Origin of the sequence: Pontibacter burrus, assembly GCF_010686685.1 — a bacterium.
Classification (GTDB): Bacteria; Bacteroidota; Bacteroidia; order Cytophagales; family Hymenobacteraceae; genus Pontibacter; species Pontibacter burrus.
The window spans coordinates 278,320-296,168 of record NZ_JAAGWD010000006.1 but is presented as its reverse complement, the minus strand read 5'-3'; the positions used below and the strand labels follow the sequence as shown (position 1 = coordinate 296,168).

Sequence of the window (17,849 nt, the reverse complement as noted above, 5' to 3'; positions counted from 1 at the left end):
GCTATGGTTACATCAAACATCAGGTATCTGCGTAAAAAAGCTGGTTATACCCAGGCGCAGCTTGCCGAAAAACTCGATATAAAACGCTCTTTGGTTGGTGCATATGAAGAAGGCAGAGCAGAGCCAAAGCTGAGCACCCTCGTAAATATTGCGAAGCACTTCCATATTACACTCGATGAACTCATCACGGTAGATCTGTCAAGTAATACAGCCACGGGCAACGCTACAACGGGTAAAATGCGTGTTCTGGCTATTACCGTTGACCAGGATGATAAGGAGAATATCGAACTTGTTCCGTTAAAGGCAAGTGCCGGCTACCTGAACGGGTACGCCGACCCTGAGTTTATTGAAGAACTGCCACGTTTCCGTTTACCCATGCTTGGCAACAGTGGCACCTTCCGTGCTTTTGAGATCAGCGGCGACTCTATGCTGCCTATCACATCCGGAACGGTTATAGTTGGACGCTATGTAGACGATTGGAAAACTATAAAAGACGGTACGCCCTGCATTATTATAAGCCGGAAAGAAGGTGTGGTATTTAAACGCATCTATAATAAACTACAGGATGGTGCTGTGCTTCGCCTGCACTCCGATAACCCGGTCTATTCTCCTTATGAGTTACATGTTGATGATATACAGGAGATATGGGAAGCAAAATCCTACATCAGCTCCACTTTCCCGATTGCCGATCTGTCACTCGACAAATTATCTTCTATCGTGCTGGATTTGCAGAAGGAAATGCAAAAGTTAAAGAAAGTAGAGTAGGGCAACCTGCATCAGTTTTATAAACCTGCGCCATAACGGTGCAGGTTTTTTTGTTTATAGTTCGCCCATCAGCCCCTTTACCATCATCCTTAACAAGTATTGAGTATTATGCGTAAAGCAAACAGTACTATTCAATATGTACAATGCCAAACTTATACCACCAAGCAGAATGATAAAACAGATAGCAGCTTCCGAGCGTCATGAAGCAAGAACAGGAGATTGGCTCCGCTCATTTTACCTTTTCTCCTTTGCCGATTATTATGACCCGGCGAATGTGCAGTTTGGGCCGCTGCGTGTTTTTAACCACGATTATGTAGGTCCGGACTCCGGTTTCCCGATGCATCCGCATTCTGATATGGAGATTGTAACGATCGTGCTGGACGGCGAATTAACCCACATCGATAACCTGGGCAATGAACTGGTTATTGGACCAGGCGAAGTGCAACGCATGACCTCTGGGACCGGGATTACACATTCCGAAGCCAATCGCTCTAATAATGGAGTTAACTTGCTCCAACTCTGGTTCCTGCCGAACAAGCGGGGATTAGCACCTTCCTATGAGCAGATGAAGGTTGATTTTCTGGATAAGAAAGATGAACTGGTGCCTCTTGTAACCGGGCAGAAAGTGATGGAAGATGTCGTTTTCATAAACTCAAATTCTACTATTTACTATGGGAACTTCAGCCAGGGTAAAGATTATGATTACCAGACCTTCAAGATCCGCAAAAATCTGATTTATGTTTTAGAAGGAAGCTTGATCGTGAACGGCGTTGAACTACAGGATAACGACCAGATCAGACTGGAAGATCAGGATATAGTTTCATTCCATGCTACTTCTAAAACTACTTTTATATTAGTAGACGTGCCGGCAGTAGAAGCGAACTACTAGCCAAAAAACAAATAAAGTTGAGAGCGGTTATACCCTTAATCAGGTATAACCGCTTTTATTTTAGCGCATAAGCTAGCGGTTTGTTATCTTCGCCAAAAATTGCAACTATAATAATGATACTTAAAAGCGAGCGTCTCAATAATGTGTCTTACGACCTGCGTGGACCGGTATACGAAAAAGCAAAGGAACTGGAGCAGCAGGGGCATTACATTACAAAACTGAACATTGGTAATCCGGCACCTTTCGGCTTCGATGCCCCGCCGGCAATGGTACAGTACATCATCGATAACATGCACCTGGCACAGGGCTATTCTGATCATAAAGGCTTACTCAGCTCCCGTGAGGCGGTAAAGCGCTATTATGAGAAGAAAGGTATTGCCAATATTCATGTTGACGATATTTTTCTGGGCAACGGTTTGAGCGAGCTTATCATGCAGTCGGTGCAGACGCTGCTGAACGATGGTGACGAAATGCTGGTACCATCTCCGGATTACCCGTTGTGGACTGCAGCCGTACGTTTTGCAGGCGGTAAGGCCGTGCATTACCTCTGTGACGAAGAATCGGAGTGGTTCCCGGATGTAGCGGATATCAGAAGCAAGATCAACAGCCGCACAAAGGCCATTGTTATCATTAACCCAAACAACCCGACCGGTGCGGTTTACTCTAAAGAATTATTGCAGGAAATTGTACAGTTAGCAGAAGAGCACAATCTTGTTATCTTCTCTGATGAGATCTATGACAAAATCCTGTATGATGAAGTAGAGTTTACTTCTACAGCAACTCTTTCTGATAAAGTAGTATTTGTAACGCTGAGTGGTCTTTCTAAAAACTACCTGGCAGCAGGTTACAGAGCAGGCTGGATAATGGTGAGCGGTGCCAAGCACAAAGCAACCAGCTACCTGGAAGGATTAAACTTACTTGCCAGCCTGCGTGTGTGCAGCAACGTACCGGCACAGTTTGCGTTGCAGGTTGCACTGGAAGGTCCAACCACTGTAGATAGCATGGTGTTGCCAACAGGCAGACTAGGCCAGCAGCGCACTATCTGCTACGAAAAATTATCTGCTATACCGGGAATTTCCTGCGTGAAGCCAAAGGGTGCGTTCTACCTTTTCCCGAAGATTGACGTGAAGAAATTCAATATACAGAGCGATCAGCAGTTTGTGCTTGATTTCCTGGAAGCGCACCAGGTATTGCTGGTACACGGCAGCGGCTTTAACTGGAAACAACCAGATCACTTCAGGGTAGTGTATTTACCGGGAGCAGAAGAGTTAAGCCAGACAATGGATAAGCTAGCCCTGTTCTTAAGCACGTATCAGCAAGGCAGTAAACAGCAAAAGCCACTGGAAATGGCACTATAGGTAAACTATAGTTTGCACAATACTTTTCGTTAATACAAAAGCCGCGACAGAAGATTCTGCCGCGGCTTTTATTTTATAGTTGCCAAATTATGAATTCACAATTCAGCATTTATAATTCATAATTAATTTTACATCGTATACTTTCGGCCTTTGTTCTGTTCTTTCAGGTAATCCATCAGCGGCTGGAAGTAGGCTACCATAGCTCTGGCACTTAACTCTTCGCCTGTTTTGTCCTTCAGCATCTTTCTCCAGTCCGCAGATGCGCCCGGGTACATAATATCGTGCAGGAACTTGCCCACTTCTTTGTTGCCGTAGTAGTTGGTGGCGTGCGGGTTCTGCTTCAGGATGTTCTTGGCAATGTGATCGTGCAACTGGAACAGAATCACGTAAGACATCGCATAGTCATAATACTGGGCAGCATCGTCGTTGATGTGCGTTTTAGTAGCAGCGTCCAGGTAGTTTTCGCCGCGCGCGGTAGGCGGTACCATGCCCTGATACTTTTTGGCCAGTTCCCACCAGCGTTTATTCAGTTGGTCGGCAGGCAGGTTTTTGGCATAAAAGTCATGTTCCCACTCGCTCATTACACCAGCTGCAAAAGGTATAAACGTTACATAGCTCAGCGCTTCTTTCAGCAAGGTTTGCACCTCATCGGTTTGTGTATTCTTATCGATCAGTTGTAGCTCTGCCAGGAACGGCTTCTGCATGGCAGCCAGGCCCATTAAGCTACCAATTGCTTCGTGGTAAGCACGGTTGGCTCCTCCACGTAACAATACAGGTACATCGGGGTTGGTGTAAGTAATGTAATAATAAATGTGGCCCAGTTCGTGGTGTGTAGTCTCATACCATTCTGCATTCGGCTCTACGCTCATCAGGCAGCGTACATCTTTATCCAAATCCATGTGCCAGGCCGATGCGTGGTTGTTCTTTTTGTAGCCGGCATTTGGTGGCAGCGGGTACAAGCTTGATTTAGTGTAGAAGGATTCAGGCAGTTTATCAAAGCCAAGACTAACATAGAAACGCTCTGCCTGCTCTACCAGCCACTTATCGCCTTTCGTTTTCAGTACTCCGTCCAGGTCAATGCCTTTTACTTCCACCATCGGGCTCCAGTCCTGGCCCCAGCGGTTTGGTAACCAGTGCGCTGGCAGGTAATCCGGAACCTGTTTCTCGCCATATTTTTTGGCTAATTCGTAACGGGCATACGTGTGCAGTTCGCGGTATAATGGCAACAGTTCTTTGTTGATCTGCTCCATCATGTCCATCATCTCTGCTCGGGTCATGCCATAGTCCGATGCCTGGTAGGTAAAGTAGTCATCATAGCCCAGGCTCTGCACAGTTTTGTTGCGCAGATCACGTAGGTTTAACAAACCTGTTTTTAGACCAGGGCCAACTTCTTTGCTCGCGTTCCATGCTGCAAGGCGTTTCTTAACATCGTTCTCCGTTTTCAGAATGTTGTCGATGTCGTTTGTGGTGACCGATTTGCCATTCAGTTTAAAATCATAACCGTATAGTTTCTCGGTTTGCTCAGTTTCTGCTTTGATCCGTGCTTTTACTACATCTGGCACAGTTTGCGGATTATTGGCTGCGGCATAAAGAATAGCTTCAAACTGCTTTACCTGAATCGGGGTGAGCTGCTCCTTTTGCTCCAAAAATTTACGTGCCTGCTCAATGTTCTCTACACTGCCTGTAAAGGCGGCATAAGCTTCGTTTGCTCTGCGTGTGGCCATAGCGTTTGTAGAGTCGCCTTCCACAATTTTGGTATTAGACGCCCATTCTGCTTCTGCCGATTTGGTGTACAGGTCCTGGTAGGTAGTGGAATACTCATCCAGAAAAGTTTGTGCTTCCTGTTGTACTGCAGTCATTTCCGTGGTAGTAGCATTCTCTGCCGTATCGGATTTAGGGCTGGAGCAGGAGAAGAGGATTGCTGCCGTTAAGCCGGTTAAAATGATTTTTTTCATAAGGTGGGTTGTGGTTATCTCTCTAAGTTAGCTGTTTACGCACTGATACGCAATAACTATAGTTCTGCAACTATAAAACAAAAGCACAGCCTGTTATAGCTGTGCTTATCGTTATTCTGTAAGGCCAAGTTGTTGCAGAAATGCCATCTGATCGAAGTAAGAAACATCTTCCACAATTTTACCATCCTTTACTTTCAGGCGGGCAAAGATCCGGAGTTCAAACTTGCGGCCTTTCATCTCAATCGGGTCATCGGGGCTGATGTTTTCTACGGTGCCTGTTGATATAAACTCTACGGCCACTTCATCACCGTTATGGATGTAATGAATCACTTCATCTTTCACATCTGGTGCCATTTCAAACAGCGGTCCGTAAATAGTTTTAACGTGCTGTGCGCCAACTACAGGTTCTGGCATTTCCGGCGACACAAACAACGCATCATCTGCATAAAGGGCCTGCATGGCATCCAGGTCGTGGCGGTTAAAGGCATCGAACATGGCATGCATTACCCTAACGGCTTCAGCTTCCTGATTTTGGGTTGTGGTAGTGTCTGTTTCTATAGTTGCAGGCGCTGTTGCTTCAGTAGTAGCAGTAGGTTGTTGCTCGCAGGCTATAGTTGTGCCTAACAGCAGGAGCAGTGCGGGTAAAAGTTTTTTCATAGAATTTTATGTTGGGTTATAGTTACTGCACAAATTAAACTATAGTTCTCTTTCCAACTGCTCTTCCGTTACCTGTGCTTCTAAAAGCAGGCTCTCATCTATGGTTTTGCTGGTTTTAGCGCCAAGCTCTTTCAACTGCTCTACCTTACGTATCAGGTTGCCTTTTCCTTCGGTTAGTTTGTTCATGGCGGCGTTGTAGGCGCTCTGGCTGCTTTCCATGTGTTTGCCTATCAGGCGTAGGTCTTCTACAAAGCCTACAAATTTATCGTACAGGCGGCCGCTTTCTTCCGCTATTCTGATTACGTTACGTTTCTGATCTTCCTGGCGCCACACACCGGCTACCGTACGTAAAGTAGCCAGTAGGGTAGAGGTCGTTACCAGTACAATATTCTTATCGAAAGCATCTGTAAACAGATCGTGATCGTGTTGCAGGGCCAGGTTAAAAGCAGGCTCTATCGGGATGTACATCATCACAAAATCCGGGGAGTTGATGCCGCTTAACCGGTGGTAATTTTTGCTGCTTAGATCACGGAAGTGCGTACGGATAGAGCTGATGTGGCTGCGCAGGTAGGCTTCCAGTTGTGTATCGTCTTCGCAACTGCAGTAAGCTTCGTATGCCACCAGCGAAAGTTTCGAGTCAATGACCAGATGTTTGTTGTCGGGCAGGCGGATGATCACGTCCGGACGATACACTTTACTCTCATCGTTCTGGCGGACTTCTTCGCGCTCATAATGCACACCTTTGCGCAGGCCTGATTTCTCGAGTAAGCTTTCCAGCAGATATTCGCCCCAGTTACCCTGCGTTTTGCTTTCGCCTTTCAGGGCTTTAGTTAGGTTCAGGGCATCCTGGCTCATTTGCTGGTTCAAAGATGCCAGCTGCGTAATCTGCTCTTTCAGCGACACGCTTTCCTTCAGCGACTTCTCATACGTTGCATCTACTTTGGCTTCAAACTCTTTTATGCGCTCTTTCAGTGGCGACAGGATCTGCTCCAGGTTTTCGGCGGATGCTTTTTTGAAGTGCTCGGCGTTGTTCATGAGCACCTGGTTGGAGATGCTGGTAAACTGCTCCAGGAATTTCTGGCGAAGTTGTTCCAGCTCTTTGTTCTGCTCCTGCAGGCGCTGGTTCAGATAATCGTAGTCGGTTTCGGCTTTGGTAAGTGCGTTGGTCAGGTCAAGTATCTCGGTTTGCGTTTCGCGTAGCTGTGCCTTTAGTTGTTCGGCCTCTTCCGCTTTAATCTTTGCCTGTCCTTCCAGTACCCCCTGCGTAACGGCCGACTGATTTATAGTTTGCTGTAATGCACTCAGTTTACCCTTCAGCGAAAGGTAAGCAACTATAATCCCTGCCATAAATGCGGCTATACCTACGATCATCTCCATAACAAGTAAAGGTAAACTTTTTTAGTATTACGTGCTATAGTTTTGCTAAGGAAATTAGCTAGAAGAACGAAAGAGCCTGTGCTACAGAGCTATAGTTGCATCCCTATTTTACGACATGCACTCTGAACTTGCGGCCTTTAATCTTGCCATTGCTCAGCTTTTCGGCTACAGTTTTGGCCTGGGCTTGAGGTACGGCTACAAAGCTGCTGCGGTCCTGCACTTCAATTTTACCTATCTCTGCATGAGTTAATCCGGTCTCGGCAATCAGTGCGCCTACAATATCGCGGGGGCTAAGTTTATCTTTACGGCCGGCATTTATAGTTATGGTGGCAAAAGCAGCTGTTTGCGGAGCAGAAGCTATAGTTGCTTTCTGCAGCAGCCCGTCTGCTTTCAGCCATTCGTCCATGCGCACCTGGTCCCAGTCGCGGAGTTTGCGTTCGTCGCGCGGTGTGGCTAAGGTATAAACGGTTCCTTTTTTGCCGGCACGGCCTGTGCGCCCGCTGCGGTGCTGGTAAGCTGCCAAATCATCAGGCAATTCGTAATGCACAATCGTTTCCAGCAGGTCAATGTCCAGTCCGCGGGCGGCGACATCAGTTGCTACCAGTACCTGCGTGGTACCGTTACGGAACAGCGTCATCATTTTATCGCGGTCGGGCTGCTCCATACCGCCATGCAGGGCGCGTGCGGCTATACCATTCTGTTGCAGGGCTATCGTGAGGTCATCTACAGCGGCGCGGGTGTTGCAGAAAACCACAGTACCACCGGTAATGGCTGTCTTTAACAAAGCAACTATAGTTTCCTGTTTCTGAGCTTGTTCTGCTTTTACTCCTTTTAGTAGCAGCTGGTCTGGTATGGCGCTGGCCGATGCTTTCACAAACTGAGGATTCTTGAGCGAATCTGCGATCAGGTCTTTCACTTCCTGTGGCATGGTAGCCGAGAAAAGGATCACCTGGCGTTTGGCCGGCAGCGCTTCCATGATCTGGTCGATCTCTTCTTCAAAGCCCATCTCCAGCAATTTATCCGCTTCATCCAGCACCAATTTCTTTACAAAACTTACATCTAAGGTTCTCCTGTTCAGGTGGTCTGTCAGGCGGCCGGGTGTAGCAACCAGTAGCTGTGGCGGGTGCGCCAGCGAAGCACGTTCCTGCGAGAAAGAGTGTCCGCCGTAAAATGCGCTGATCTTCAGGTTAGTAATGCCTTTGGCGTATTGCTTCAGTTCCTGCCTTACCTGCACAGCCAGCTCGCGGGTTGGTACCAGAATCAGTGCCTGCACTTGTTGTAGCTCCGGTTTTATAGTTTGGAGCAACGGCAAGCCAAAAGCTGCTGTTTTTCCGCTTCCGGTTTCGGCATGACCTGCCACATCCTGCCCCTGCAACAGCAGCGGAATAGCGCTTTCCTGAATAGGAGTAGGAGTACTATAGTTTAGTTTCTGCAGGTTTTGCAGTAAGATCGGGGTCAGGTTAAGAGCCTTGAAAGTGGTTGCCATATAGGTAGTAAAAGCTATAAAGGTACGAAGCTGTTAACGGGAATGCTAACAGACGGGATAATCATGCCTAAAAGAAATGTGCTGACTTTTGTTGGTAAGGTAAAATGCGGTTATACTTAACTATAGTTTAATCTTTAGAGCGTGGTAGGTGCAGTGGGCGCTGTAGCTCGCCTGCCAGACAACAGGTAAGCCTGACGAAGCGAAAAGAAGTGCAGCATAAAAGCGAGTGGTACCAGCACTAGCGGCAGAAAAGAAACCGGAAATACTGTTACCAGGGTGTTGGCAGGCTCGTTCATGAAGGTGCGAAACGGAACAGGTGCCGACAGCAAAGCAATGGTAACGATGTTAATGAGCAATGCCAGCCCCAGCAGGTTCCAGGCTGTAGCTATGCCACGCAGGTTGAGGGCCTGCCCGAAGCAGATGTAGGCAACTATAGGCGCTGTTATGCCGGTCAGTACATCCCAGTTGCGGCCTTCAAAGGTCATTTGCACCGGCGTGAGCCCATCCAGGAATTGTAACCACAGAAAGATCTCTACCGGTACCCGGAAAACCTGCAAATAAAGGAGCCACGACGGAGGAATGGCAGCTATAAAGTTTCTGGTGCGGGAGCTGAACGTAAGCCATACGATGGTGAGGAGCGGTATCGGTAGAAAGAGCATCAGTTTAGGTGGCATAGAGGAGAAATCAGCCAGAAAGCCCGTTAGCGAGACAATACAAACCAGGCACAACCAACACAGCAAAGCAAGCGCAATAAAGCCAGTACGCTTGTTGGCAACAGCGGCAGGTGTGCCCAATCGTGCAAATGTTTTGCGTGTGCCCAACAGCACAAGTGCCATACAAAGTAAGGTAAGCACAATGTAGCCGGCTTGCACGAAAGGAAGGTAATTAGTTTCCATAGTTGTATCGGTAATGGTTTGATGAAGATGCTGCCCGCCAGTACTATATATCGTTTATCGCCAGCTTTAAACTGTTATAGTCTGGTAACTATTCTTCCAGTATAACTTTATAGTTCAGCCTTGTGCACCATCTTTGTGTAGAACTATTATTATACTGTTTTATACTGTAGTAAGTTGATTGACAGGCTTTGGTCGTACCACTTTTGCTAAAACTATAGTTGATTAGTAAGTACAAACAAATGCGTACATTCGCTTTCCTGCACAGATAATGAAAAAGCAAGCCGACAATACCTTACCTATACAAGACCTTTTATATCAAGGTCACATAGCTGTAATGCCGCTTGAAACGTTTATAAGCGAATTGTCTAATGTGCCGCATCGCCATGATGCTTACCAGCTGATTTTTGTACAGGAATCCAAAGGAGGCGACAACCAGATTGATTTCCGGCGCTATGAAATGATGGAGGGCAGGGTTTTCCTGATCGGGCCGGGACAGGCGCATCAGCGGCAATCGCGGCAGGAGCGGGGCGTACTGGTCTTCTTTTCGGAAGCGTTTTTGCAGACTACAGGCATTACGGCCCACGATGCGCTGGTGCTGTTCGGTGCTGTGTACCAGCATCCGTACCTCGACCTGAAACCGGAACTACAGCAAATTTTTCTGCAGCTTGCTTCGCTTATTTCGTTAGAGCTTCAGCAACCGGTGCCAAGCCATGCCATTCTTTCGCGTTACCTGTTCATTTTGCTGAACTACCTGCTGCGCGAGTGCCATGTACAGATCGCTAAGTTAACGCCTGCACGCCACAGCGAACGCCTCTTCAGGCTCAGCAGTTTGATAGAGGAGTATTACCTGGAGCATAAACCGGTTTCTTTTTACGCCGAATCCCTCGACATCACGCCAAAACACCTGAACAGCCTGTGCCGCCAGTACCTGCACACCACTGTAGCCGATATGCAGAATGCCCGCTTACTGCTCGAGAGCAAACGCCTGCTATACTTCAGCAGCCTCTCAGTGAAAGAGATCGCTTACCAGTTAGGGTTTGAAGATGATTCCTATTTTGTGCGGTTCTTCAGGCGCCTGACAGGTACTACACCACTTCAGTTCAGGGCGAGTGGTTCCAAAAGTACCATAGCTGAAGTTTAATGTACCGTGAATTTCGCCTGCCGCAACTATACCTTTGCAGGGTATAAAATGTATTGTTATGCAGGCAAATCAGAAAATAAAAGCGATTGGGATCGGGGTGCTGGCATCAGTTTTCTTTTGCTCTACTTACGTCATGAACAGCTTTATATCGGCAAGCAATGGCCACTGGGCCTGGACGGTTTCGCTTCGGTCCATTTTTATGCTTCTGATTCTGCTGGTCATTCTGCATTTCAAACAACAGCTTAAGCCTTTACTGTATATCCTGAAAAATCAGCCTGGTGTGTGGTTGTTCTGGGGAAGTATCTGGTTTGGGGTGGTGTATGTGTTGCTTACAGCTGCAGCAGAGCTTGGGCCGGGCTGGCTTATTGCCGGTGTGTTCCAGTTTACTATAGTTGCCGGCATTCTGTTGTCTCCCTTTCTGTATAAAGATGGCCGGGCAAAGATCCCGGTTCGCGCACTTCTGTTATCCATCCTGATTTTGGTCGGAATTGCACTGATGCAGTGGAGCCAGCGAAACGGTTCTTACACCGATGCTCAGCTCATAACCTGTATCGTACTTGTATTGCTTGCTGCTATCATTTGGCCGCTGGCAAACCGTAAGCTGATGCTTTTTATTGAAGATCATGATTACGACATAACTGCCATGCAACGGGTAGCAGGTACAGCAATCGGAGCGCTGCCTGCACTGCTTTTACTGATGGGCTATGGATATACAGAAGCCGGAATGCCCGGTGAACAGCAGTTGCTGGGTACCATTACCATCGCAGTCTGTTCGGGTGTAATTGGTTGCGTCCTGTTCTTCAAGGCCACCGACATGGTGCGCTCTGATAGCGCTGCGCTGGCTGCCGTAGAGGCAACACAATCCGTTGAGATCCTGTCTACCGTTGTGGGTGAAGTGCTGTTGCTTGGTATTGCCTGGCCAAATCTTTATGGTAACATCGGTATGCTCCTGATCATGGGCGGACTGATTTTGTATAGTATACCGGCACGGAAAAAAGTACTGAGCGCGGCCCGCTAAACTATACGTTGTTCTTTTCCCGGATCATGTTCAGGAAGCTTTCGCGGTAGGTTTCGCCAATCGGAATGGCCTTATCGCCGATATAAACGGTATTGCCATCCACCATGCTCACTTTGTCGATGGAGATAATGTAGGAGCGGTGCACGCGGTAAAAAGGCGGCTGCGGCAGTTGCCCGTTCAGTTCAGTGAGCGACTGATAAGTAACCAGGCGCTGGCCCGGCAGGTACATCGAGATATAGTTCTTCAGTCCTTCTACATACAGGATGTCGTTGTAGGCTACTTTCAGGAACTTGTTTTTGCTCTCACCTTTCACAAATATATAGTCCGGGGCTGGTGCGCCCGTTTGAACTATAAGCTCGGGGGCGGCTGGCATTACCACCGATTCCTGTTGTAAGATGCTTTTCGCTTTGGTAACCGCTTTCAGGAAACGGTCGAAGGGGATGGGTTTAAGCAGATAATCCACTACATCATGCTCATAGCCTTCCAGGGCAAATTCCGGGTAAGCTGTAGTTAGAATTACTTTGCATTTGCTGCCGCATATCTTCAGAAACTGGATGCCTGTAAGCTCCGGCATCTGGATATCCAGGAAAGCCAGGTCCGCTTTGCCATCCTGCACCCAGTTAATGGCTTCAATCGGGCTGGTTGTTTTGCCTGCCAGTTCTAGGAAAGGCACTTTGCTTATGTAATCAGCGATGATATTGGTAGCGTAGGCTTCGTCGTCAACAGCTATGCAGCGGATCATATTAAGTTTGTGAGTTTGGGGAGTTAGAAAGTTTGTAAGTTAGAAAGTTAAAAAGTTTTAACAAGGATTTACAATGTTTTTGGGTTGGCAGGATACAGTATGTGAAAATTATATCAGACTAAGTTTTCGATTTACTTGAGATATTAAAAATTTTACCTACCCCTAGCCCCTCCAGGGAGGGGAATTTAACTCACTTGTTGCTTGCGCGGATCTGTGATCCGTGACATGTTTCTAAAGTCGGATTTGCAATCGCACTGAGCGGGACGCCCAACTATAGTTCGACAGAATTTATATTTACAATTGCGATGATTCCCCTCCTCGGAGGGGTTATGGGTGGGTTTTCAGCATCAGAAGCAATCCTTTGGTCCTGCAAAGCCTGTGTCAAATCTGGTGCAGCTTCATTTTGGTTGTATAATGATGTGCATCTTCCTCTATTTTCAGGGAATACTGGTTGGGGTAAAGCAGCTCCAGGCGGCGGCGGATGTTTGGTAAACCTACGCCTGTTGTCTGGTCTTTCTGATTATGACTGATGCGGTTACTTACCTCGAATTGTACCTGCTGGTCCTGCACTTTTAAACAGATGTTTATGGGTGATGCGGGATCATCTACCACGCCATGCTTCAGGGCATTCTCTACAAACGGAATCAGTACAAGCGAAGGCACGCGCTGCCCGTTTACATGCCCCTGTATTTCAAAGTTCACATAAAACTTCTCATCAAACCGGAGGCGATAGATGTCGATGTAGTTCTGCAGGTAATCGATCTCTTTCTGTAACTCTATTTTGCCGTCCTGGCTTTCGTGCAGCATATAACGCATCAGGTCCGATAGTTTGATAATTGCATTCCCCAGTTTTTCGGACACAGGATAGGCCAGCGAGTAAATATAGTTGAGCGTGTTATATAAAAAGTGCGGGTTTACCTGCGTTTTCAGGAAGGCCAGTTCCGCCTGTGTTTTCTCCTGGCGCAGGCTGCGGTTTTCGCGTTCTTTCTGCAATGTAGATTCGAAAGCCCATACCACACCGCCCATAAAGATGCCGGGTAGCGACCAGTAGATGTTATCAAAGAAGTAGTAGCTGAAAGCTGTGCCATAGCTATAGTTGCTGAATCCGAAAACGATATCGTACAGGACTTCCTCTACCAGGTAGCGCAAACAGATATAAAGTATCATCACACCAATTATGCCCGGTGTTAAAACCAGCCAGTGGCGGTAGCGCATCCAGAGCGGAAACAACAGCAAATAACATACATAGAACTGCACCATGTACAGGAACAGCTGCGAAAGGGTTAGTAGGAGCACTTTGTAGTCCCACTGGTAAATAAAGTACCCCGACAGTGCATAGCCTATAAAGAGTGACCAGCCCAGCAGGTGCCACCCCATCTTTTTGTATTGCGGATTCATGTTTTAAAGCTATACATAAACAGGAACATTTTACACTTCTTTTATCCTAACCACCCGGTTTATAGTTCGAACTATAGCTTTCCTTATGCTAACCCAGTTTTGGCTGCCCTTCGGGATTAAGATAATGTTTGGAGGGGTTGGGATAGTTTAATTTATAAGGCGCAGTGCATGCTGCATCTTTGGTTCAACATTAACGCAAAACACCGAACCATGAAAAACTTTACCGCTCACGTTCTCTTCGCACTACTGTTTGCCGGATTAAACTTTATAGTTCTGAATGCACGCGCACAATCCGGGGTAACTATAAAAGGGTTGGTTACAAACGCATCAACCCAGGAACCACAAGGTTATAGTACAGTCGTGTTACTACAATTACCTGATTCAACCACAACAGGTACTAACATGACAGACGAAGCCGGTGCCTATAGTTTCGGAAATGTGAAGCCGGGAAAGTACATCGTAAAAGCGCTGATGGTTGGTTTTGCTCCGGCACAAAGTGCCGCCTTTGAGGTAAAGCAGCAAACAATTCAGGTACCAACTATACCAATGCTGGAGAAAGCCAATGCGTTGCAGGAAGTAGTGGTAAAAGGGCAGCGGCCAGCGCTGGAGCAGCTTGCAGACCGCCTGGTTCTGAATGTAGAGCAACTGAATACTACCGGAGATAATTCGCTGGAAGTGCTGAAGAAAGCGCCCGGTGTGCGCCTGGATAAGGACGACAACATTATTTTCAGGGGAAGCAGCAGCGTGAACGTGATGATCAATGGCAAAATGACTTACATGAGCGGAAGCGAGCTGCAGAGCTACCTGAAATCATTGCCAGCCTCGGCAGTGAGCAAAGTGGAGCTGATAGCAAATCCGCCAGCCTCTTTCGATGCTGCGGGCACAGCCGGTACCATCAACATTCAGCTTAAAAGAGACGAGACTTTGGGGATGAACGTAACGGCCAATATTGGTCTGGGCTATGGCAGATACGAGAAAGTGAATGGCGGTGTGAACCTGAACTATAACACCGGAAAGGTAAGCCTTTTCACCCGCTTCAGCACCGGCCACTATAATTCCTTTAACCTACTGACGCTTAAGCGCAACATCAACGACAGCCTGTATGTGCAGGAAAACTACTGGCACCCGGTAACCAAAACCTACAACCTGGCAGCCGGTGCCGATTACTTCATCAACAAAAAGCATACAGTAGGCATTATGGCAAAAGGCTATAGTTCCCCAGAAAACACGCTTACCACCAGCAATTCTGTAAACTATGACACCCAGGGCAAAGCATTTGGCAGCCTGGATATGCACAACCCGAAAGAGTCCGGCTCAGACAACTATAGCCTGAACCTGAACTATAAGTTTGATATAAGTGCAGGCCGCTCGCTGAGTTTTGATGCCGATTATGTACGCTTCAGCAGAGATGCGGATGAAAACTTTACCAACAACTTTTACAATGCAGCAGGTGAAGCAATTCAGGCCCCAACACAACTGCGCAGCTATACAGGCGCCGAGGCCAACATTAAATCCCTTAAAACAGATTATGTGCATTCGTTTGGAGAAGGCTACAAGGCAGAAGCAGGTTTAAAAGCGAGCTGGGTGCGCAACGACAGCGATATTAAGTTCGAGGAACAGCAGGAGCAGGGCTGGGTAGTGAATGAGAAGCGTACCAACAGCTTTGTGTACAACGAAACGATACAGGCAGCTTACCTGAGCCTGAGCAAAAAGTTCAGCGATAAACTGAGCATGAAAGCCGGCATCAGGGCGGAACGAACTACAGCAGACGGTTATTCATTAACAGCCAAAGTAGTAGACCAGGATTACGTGCAGTTCTTTCCAAGCCTGTTTGTAAGCTATAGTGCGAACGACAATAACCGGTTTTCTGCATCTTACAGTCGTCGCATCAGCCGTCCGTCTTATAGCAGCCTGAACCCATTCACATTTTTCTCAGACCCTTACACAGCCCTGGAAGGTAATCCGTTTCTGGAGGCCTCTTACTCTAACTCACTACAAGCCAGCTATACTTACAAAAATTTCCAGCTGCTGAGCATTAGCTACCTGGAGTCGAACAACTTTGTAACCAGTGTGATCGAGCAGAACGATGAGACAAAAGTAAGCATCAGCAGACCTGAAAACCTTAGCAAAGCTACCAACCTGAGCCTGAGCAGTGGCGGTTCGTTTCCCGTTACCAATTGGTGGAGTTCTGATCTGCAGCTGTCAGGTTCTTTTAACAGCGTGAAGACTCCGGTAAAAGGCAATGCTTATAACCAGGAGCAGTTTAGCTGGTCGGCCAGCACGGAGCAACATTTTACGCTGCCAAAGGCTTACAAAGTGCAGTTCTCAGGTTACTATAGTTCACCATCTGTACAGGGCTTGTACAACACGCAGGCTAACTACCAGTTCGACCTGGGTGTGAAGAAGTCGATCTGGAAAGACAAGGCAACTATAAGTTTAAAGCTGAGCGATATCTTAGACAGCAGCCGTTCCAGAGCAACGCTTAAATACAACAACGTGGATATGTACTGGCAAAATCAGTGGGAGAGCCGCCGCCTTAACCTGACTTTCAACTATAAATTCGGAAGCTCTAAAGTAAAAGCAGCCCGTAACCGCAGAACCGGAACAGCAGAGGAGGAGGGAAGACTTTAACAAAACGCTTTAGCTAAATTATCTATTGTATGCTATAGTTCGGCACGAGCAGCTTCGCTTGTGCCAAACTATAGTTGGTTTGTACAACTGGCAAGGTTAAACAGCCTTTCAACTATAGTTCATGTACCAGCCACAATATGCACAGAAAAGCAGCAACTGTTGGGCAAGCAAACTATAGCTCAGGTTCGGATAATATTTCCGGGGTTTGGTATAATTTTATTCTGTAGCTGAAAGTAAAGAAGCACCTTTGGTATATAAAAAAACAGAACCCAAACCGCTACTACTTATGATAACTACTTCTACACGCACTAGCTTACTAAGCAGACTTTCTATAGTTGCTCTCCTGAGCTTTTTAACCGCTTTCAATGTAAAAGCACAGCAAATTGAGATTCTTATAGTTGGCTCGGCACACGGTAATACCAATCCCGATGATTTTTACCGCCCGGTTATCGACAAACTGAAGAACTATAAACCTGACATGGTTTTCGGGGAATACCTGTCTCCTGAAGACCAAAGAGCAGCAATAGCAGCCGGTCATCTGTCATCCAAATCAATCAACAAGAAGATGGATTTTCTTCAAGGGCGTGATCCGAAGGGGGCAGCCAAGAAGGTAAATACAGCTAAGGCTTACGAAGCGCTAAATAAATTTGCCTATCATCATAAAACAAGAATGGAGCTGGCCCGCAGCCTTTACCTGAACCATGACCGCGGCAATGCAGAATACCAGTTCTGGGTGCTGGAGCAGCAAATGCAGAACAAGTTTGAAAAAAGCGAGCAGGCCTACTTCGAGAAGCTGTTTGGCGGCGCAGACACGCTGCGTAAAGTTGGGTTGATCCGGAAGAACAGCGAGTACCAGCGCATTTTCTTTCCGTTGGTATATGAGCTTGGCCACGACAGAATTTATGCAGCCGACTGCCAGAAATATGAAGCTGCCTGGAACGAGGCCACTAATAAAGCAATAGCTAAAAGAGACGCTATGAATGCTGCTGCCAAAGCTGATTCCACTTCAAAAGAAGCAGCCGCAGTAAAGGCCATCAATAAATACGTAGCCGAAGCATCTGAGCGCATGAAAGGGATAGATTACACCGACTATGTTTTCCTGAATTCAGCGCTTTATGCAGAATTAGATGAGCACGTGAATTTTCTGGGTGGTCCGCGTTTCTTTGCTGAGCCTGGGTTTATTACCGAAGAAGTAAAGCAGATGCTGTACTGGTGGGAGAAGCGAAATCAAGGTATCTGCGAGAACATCATTCGGCAGGCAAAAGAAAAAGGAGCGAGCAAAGTTATAGTTGCCGTTGGCTCATCGCACCGTAAAGGCATGGAAGAGATCTTCGCTAAAATGCCAGACGTAAAACTGGTAAATTATAATGATCTGCCATAGCAACTAGAGAACTATAGTTTGTAGCATGGCCGGAAGGTTCCCTTCCGGCCTTGTTGCTTTTCAGAGCCTCGCCTAACTATAGTTTTCACTCGCTGCTGCTTAACGCTGGAAAGATTACAGAATCTATAGTTGAATCTAAAGAGCAGCCTGACTAT

The 17,849-nt window shown here is 47.1% G+C and carries 14 protein-coding genes; 7 read left to right on the top strand and 7 right to left on the bottom strand.

The genetic code is table 11. The features are described 5' to 3' along the window. The first annotated feature begins 3 nt into the window (after positions 1-3). The 3 genes from GXP69_RS14825 to GXP69_RS14815 all read left to right on the top strand — a co-directional run bounded on the left by GXP69_RS14825 (position 4) and on the right by GXP69_RS14815 (position 3,012). On the top strand, positions 4-765 hold the full coding sequence (locus GXP69_RS14825) for an XRE family transcriptional regulator (protein WP_163915857.1): 762 nt from the start codon (positions 4-6) through the stop codon (positions 763-765). Positions 766-934: 169 nt separating this feature from the next. Then, positions 935-1,654 (top strand): pirin family protein, encoded by a 720-nt coding sequence (locus tag GXP69_RS14820; protein ID WP_163915856.1) that lies wholly within the window; start codon positions 935-937, stop codon positions 1,652-1,654. 113 nt (positions 1,655-1,767) lie between these two features. Beyond that, complete coding sequence (locus GXP69_RS14815; protein WP_204282047.1) at positions 1,768-3,012, top strand: pyridoxal phosphate-dependent aminotransferase; 1,245 nt, start codon at positions 1,768-1,770, stop codon at positions 3,010-3,012. A gap of 128 nt (positions 3,013-3,140) precedes the next feature. On the opposite strand, the gene GXP69_RS14810 is transcribed toward GXP69_RS14815, so the two are convergent. The 5 genes from GXP69_RS14810 to GXP69_RS14790 form a co-directional block, all read right to left on the bottom strand. After that, positions 3,141-4,967, bottom strand: a complete 1,827-nt coding sequence (locus tag GXP69_RS14810; protein WP_163915855.1) for a M2 family metallopeptidase — start codon at positions 4,965-4,967, stop codon at positions 3,141-3,143. 111 nt (positions 4,968-5,078) lie between these two features. Further along, on the bottom strand, positions 5,079-5,624 hold the full coding sequence (locus GXP69_RS14805; RefSeq protein WP_163915854.1) for a nuclear transport factor 2 family protein: 546 nt from the start codon (positions 5,622-5,624) through the stop codon (positions 5,079-5,081). A 39-nt stretch (positions 5,625-5,663) separates the two neighbouring features. After that, positions 5,664-7,001 (bottom strand): DNA recombination protein RmuC, encoded by a 1,338-nt coding sequence (gene rmuC / locus GXP69_RS14800; RefSeq protein ID WP_163915853.1) that lies wholly within the window; start codon positions 6,999-7,001, stop codon positions 5,664-5,666. Positions 7,002-7,104: 103 nt separating this feature from the next. Continuing rightward, entirely contained in the window at positions 7,105-8,487 is a 1,383-nt protein-coding gene (locus GXP69_RS14795) for a DEAD/DEAH box helicase (RefSeq protein ID WP_163915852.1), read from the bottom strand. Between the two features lie 134 nt (positions 8,488-8,621). Beyond that, positions 8,622-9,383, bottom strand: coding sequence for a hypothetical protein (locus tag GXP69_RS14790; RefSeq protein ID WP_163915851.1), 762 nt, complete (start codon positions 9,381-9,383; stop codon positions 8,622-8,624). A 268-nt stretch (positions 9,384-9,651) separates the two neighbouring features. Between GXP69_RS14790 and GXP69_RS14785 the strand changes: the two genes are divergently transcribed. Both GXP69_RS14785 and GXP69_RS14780 read left to right on the top strand, forming a co-directional pair. Next, positions 9,652-10,524: an AraC family transcriptional regulator gene (locus GXP69_RS14785; RefSeq protein ID WP_163915850.1), complete on the top strand. Its 873-nt coding sequence runs from the start codon at positions 9,652-9,654 to the stop codon at positions 10,522-10,524. A 58-nt stretch (positions 10,525-10,582) separates the two neighbouring features. Next, the gene (locus tag GXP69_RS14780; RefSeq protein ID WP_163915849.1) at positions 10,583-11,542 is read left to right on the top strand and encodes a DMT family transporter; all 960 of its coding nucleotides are present in this window, start codon (positions 10,583-10,585) and stop codon (positions 11,540-11,542) included. Position 11,543: 1 nt separating this feature from the next. On the opposite strand, the gene GXP69_RS14775 is transcribed toward GXP69_RS14780, so the two are convergent. Then, positions 11,544-12,284 (bottom strand): LytR/AlgR family response regulator transcription factor, encoded by a 741-nt coding sequence (locus GXP69_RS14775; RefSeq protein WP_163915848.1) that lies wholly within the window; start codon positions 12,282-12,284, stop codon positions 11,544-11,546. 381 nt (positions 12,285-12,665) lie between these two features. After that, complete coding sequence (locus GXP69_RS14770) at positions 12,666-13,682, bottom strand: sensor histidine kinase (RefSeq protein WP_163915847.1); 1,017 nt, start codon at positions 13,680-13,682, stop codon at positions 12,666-12,668. A gap of 210 nt (positions 13,683-13,892) precedes the next feature. Between GXP69_RS14770 and GXP69_RS14765 the strand changes: the two genes are divergently transcribed. Beyond that, on the top strand, positions 13,893-16,313 hold the full coding sequence (locus GXP69_RS14765; protein WP_163915846.1) for an outer membrane beta-barrel family protein: 2,421 nt from the start codon (positions 13,893-13,895) through the stop codon (positions 16,311-16,313). A 286-nt stretch (positions 16,314-16,599) separates the two neighbouring features. Beyond that, positions 16,600-17,694 carry a DUF5694 domain-containing protein gene (locus GXP69_RS14760; protein ID WP_163915845.1) on the top strand — a complete coding sequence of 365 codons (1,095 nt, stop codon included), beginning with the start codon at positions 16,600-16,602 and terminating at the stop codon, positions 17,692-17,694. The last annotated feature ends 155 nt before the right edge of the window (positions 17,695-17,849 follow it).

Bases quoted from the DNA above. Each gene is read 5' to 3' on its own strand.
- GXP69_RS14825 (WP_163915857.1), top strand. From the start codon at position 4: ATGGTTACATCAAACATCAGGTATCTGCGTAAAAAAGCTGGTTATACC.
- GXP69_RS14820 (WP_163915856.1), top strand. From the start codon at position 935: ATGATAAAACAGATAGCAGCTTCCGAGCGTCATGAAGCAAGAACAGGA.
- GXP69_RS14815 (WP_204282047.1), top strand. From the start codon at position 1,768: ATGATACTTAAAAGCGAGCGTCTCAATAATGTGTCTTACGACCTGCGT.
- GXP69_RS14810 (WP_163915855.1), bottom strand. From the start codon at position 4,967: ATGAAAAAAATCATTTTAACCGGCTTAACGGCAGCAATCCTCTTCTCC.
- GXP69_RS14805 (WP_163915854.1), bottom strand. From the start codon at position 5,624: ATGAAAAAACTTTTACCCGCACTGCTCCTGCTGTTAGGCACAACTATA.
- rmuC (WP_163915853.1), bottom strand. From the start codon at position 7,001: ATGGAGATGATCGTAGGTATAGCCGCATTTATGGCAGGGATTATAGTT.
- GXP69_RS14795 (WP_163915852.1), bottom strand. From the start codon at position 8,487: ATGGCAACCACTTTCAAGGCTCTTAACCTGACCCCGATCTTACTGCAA.
- GXP69_RS14790 (WP_163915851.1), bottom strand. From the start codon at position 9,383: ATGGAAACTAATTACCTTCCTTTCGTGCAAGCCGGCTACATTGTGCTT.
- GXP69_RS14785 (WP_163915850.1), top strand. From the start codon at position 9,652: ATGAAAAAGCAAGCCGACAATACCTTACCTATACAAGACCTTTTATAT.
- GXP69_RS14780 (WP_163915849.1), top strand. From the start codon at position 10,583: ATGCAGGCAAATCAGAAAATAAAAGCGATTGGGATCGGGGTGCTGGCA.
- GXP69_RS14775 (WP_163915848.1), bottom strand. From the start codon at position 12,284: ATGATCCGCTGCATAGCTGTTGACGACGAAGCCTACGCTACCAATATC.
- GXP69_RS14770 (WP_163915847.1), bottom strand. From the start codon at position 13,682: ATGAATCCGCAATACAAAAAGATGGGGTGGCACCTGCTGGGCTGGTCA.
- GXP69_RS14765 (WP_163915846.1), top strand. From the start codon at position 13,893: ATGAAAAACTTTACCGCTCACGTTCTCTTCGCACTACTGTTTGCCGGA.
- GXP69_RS14760 (WP_163915845.1), top strand. From the start codon at position 16,600: ATGATAACTACTTCTACACGCACTAGCTTACTAAGCAGACTTTCTATA.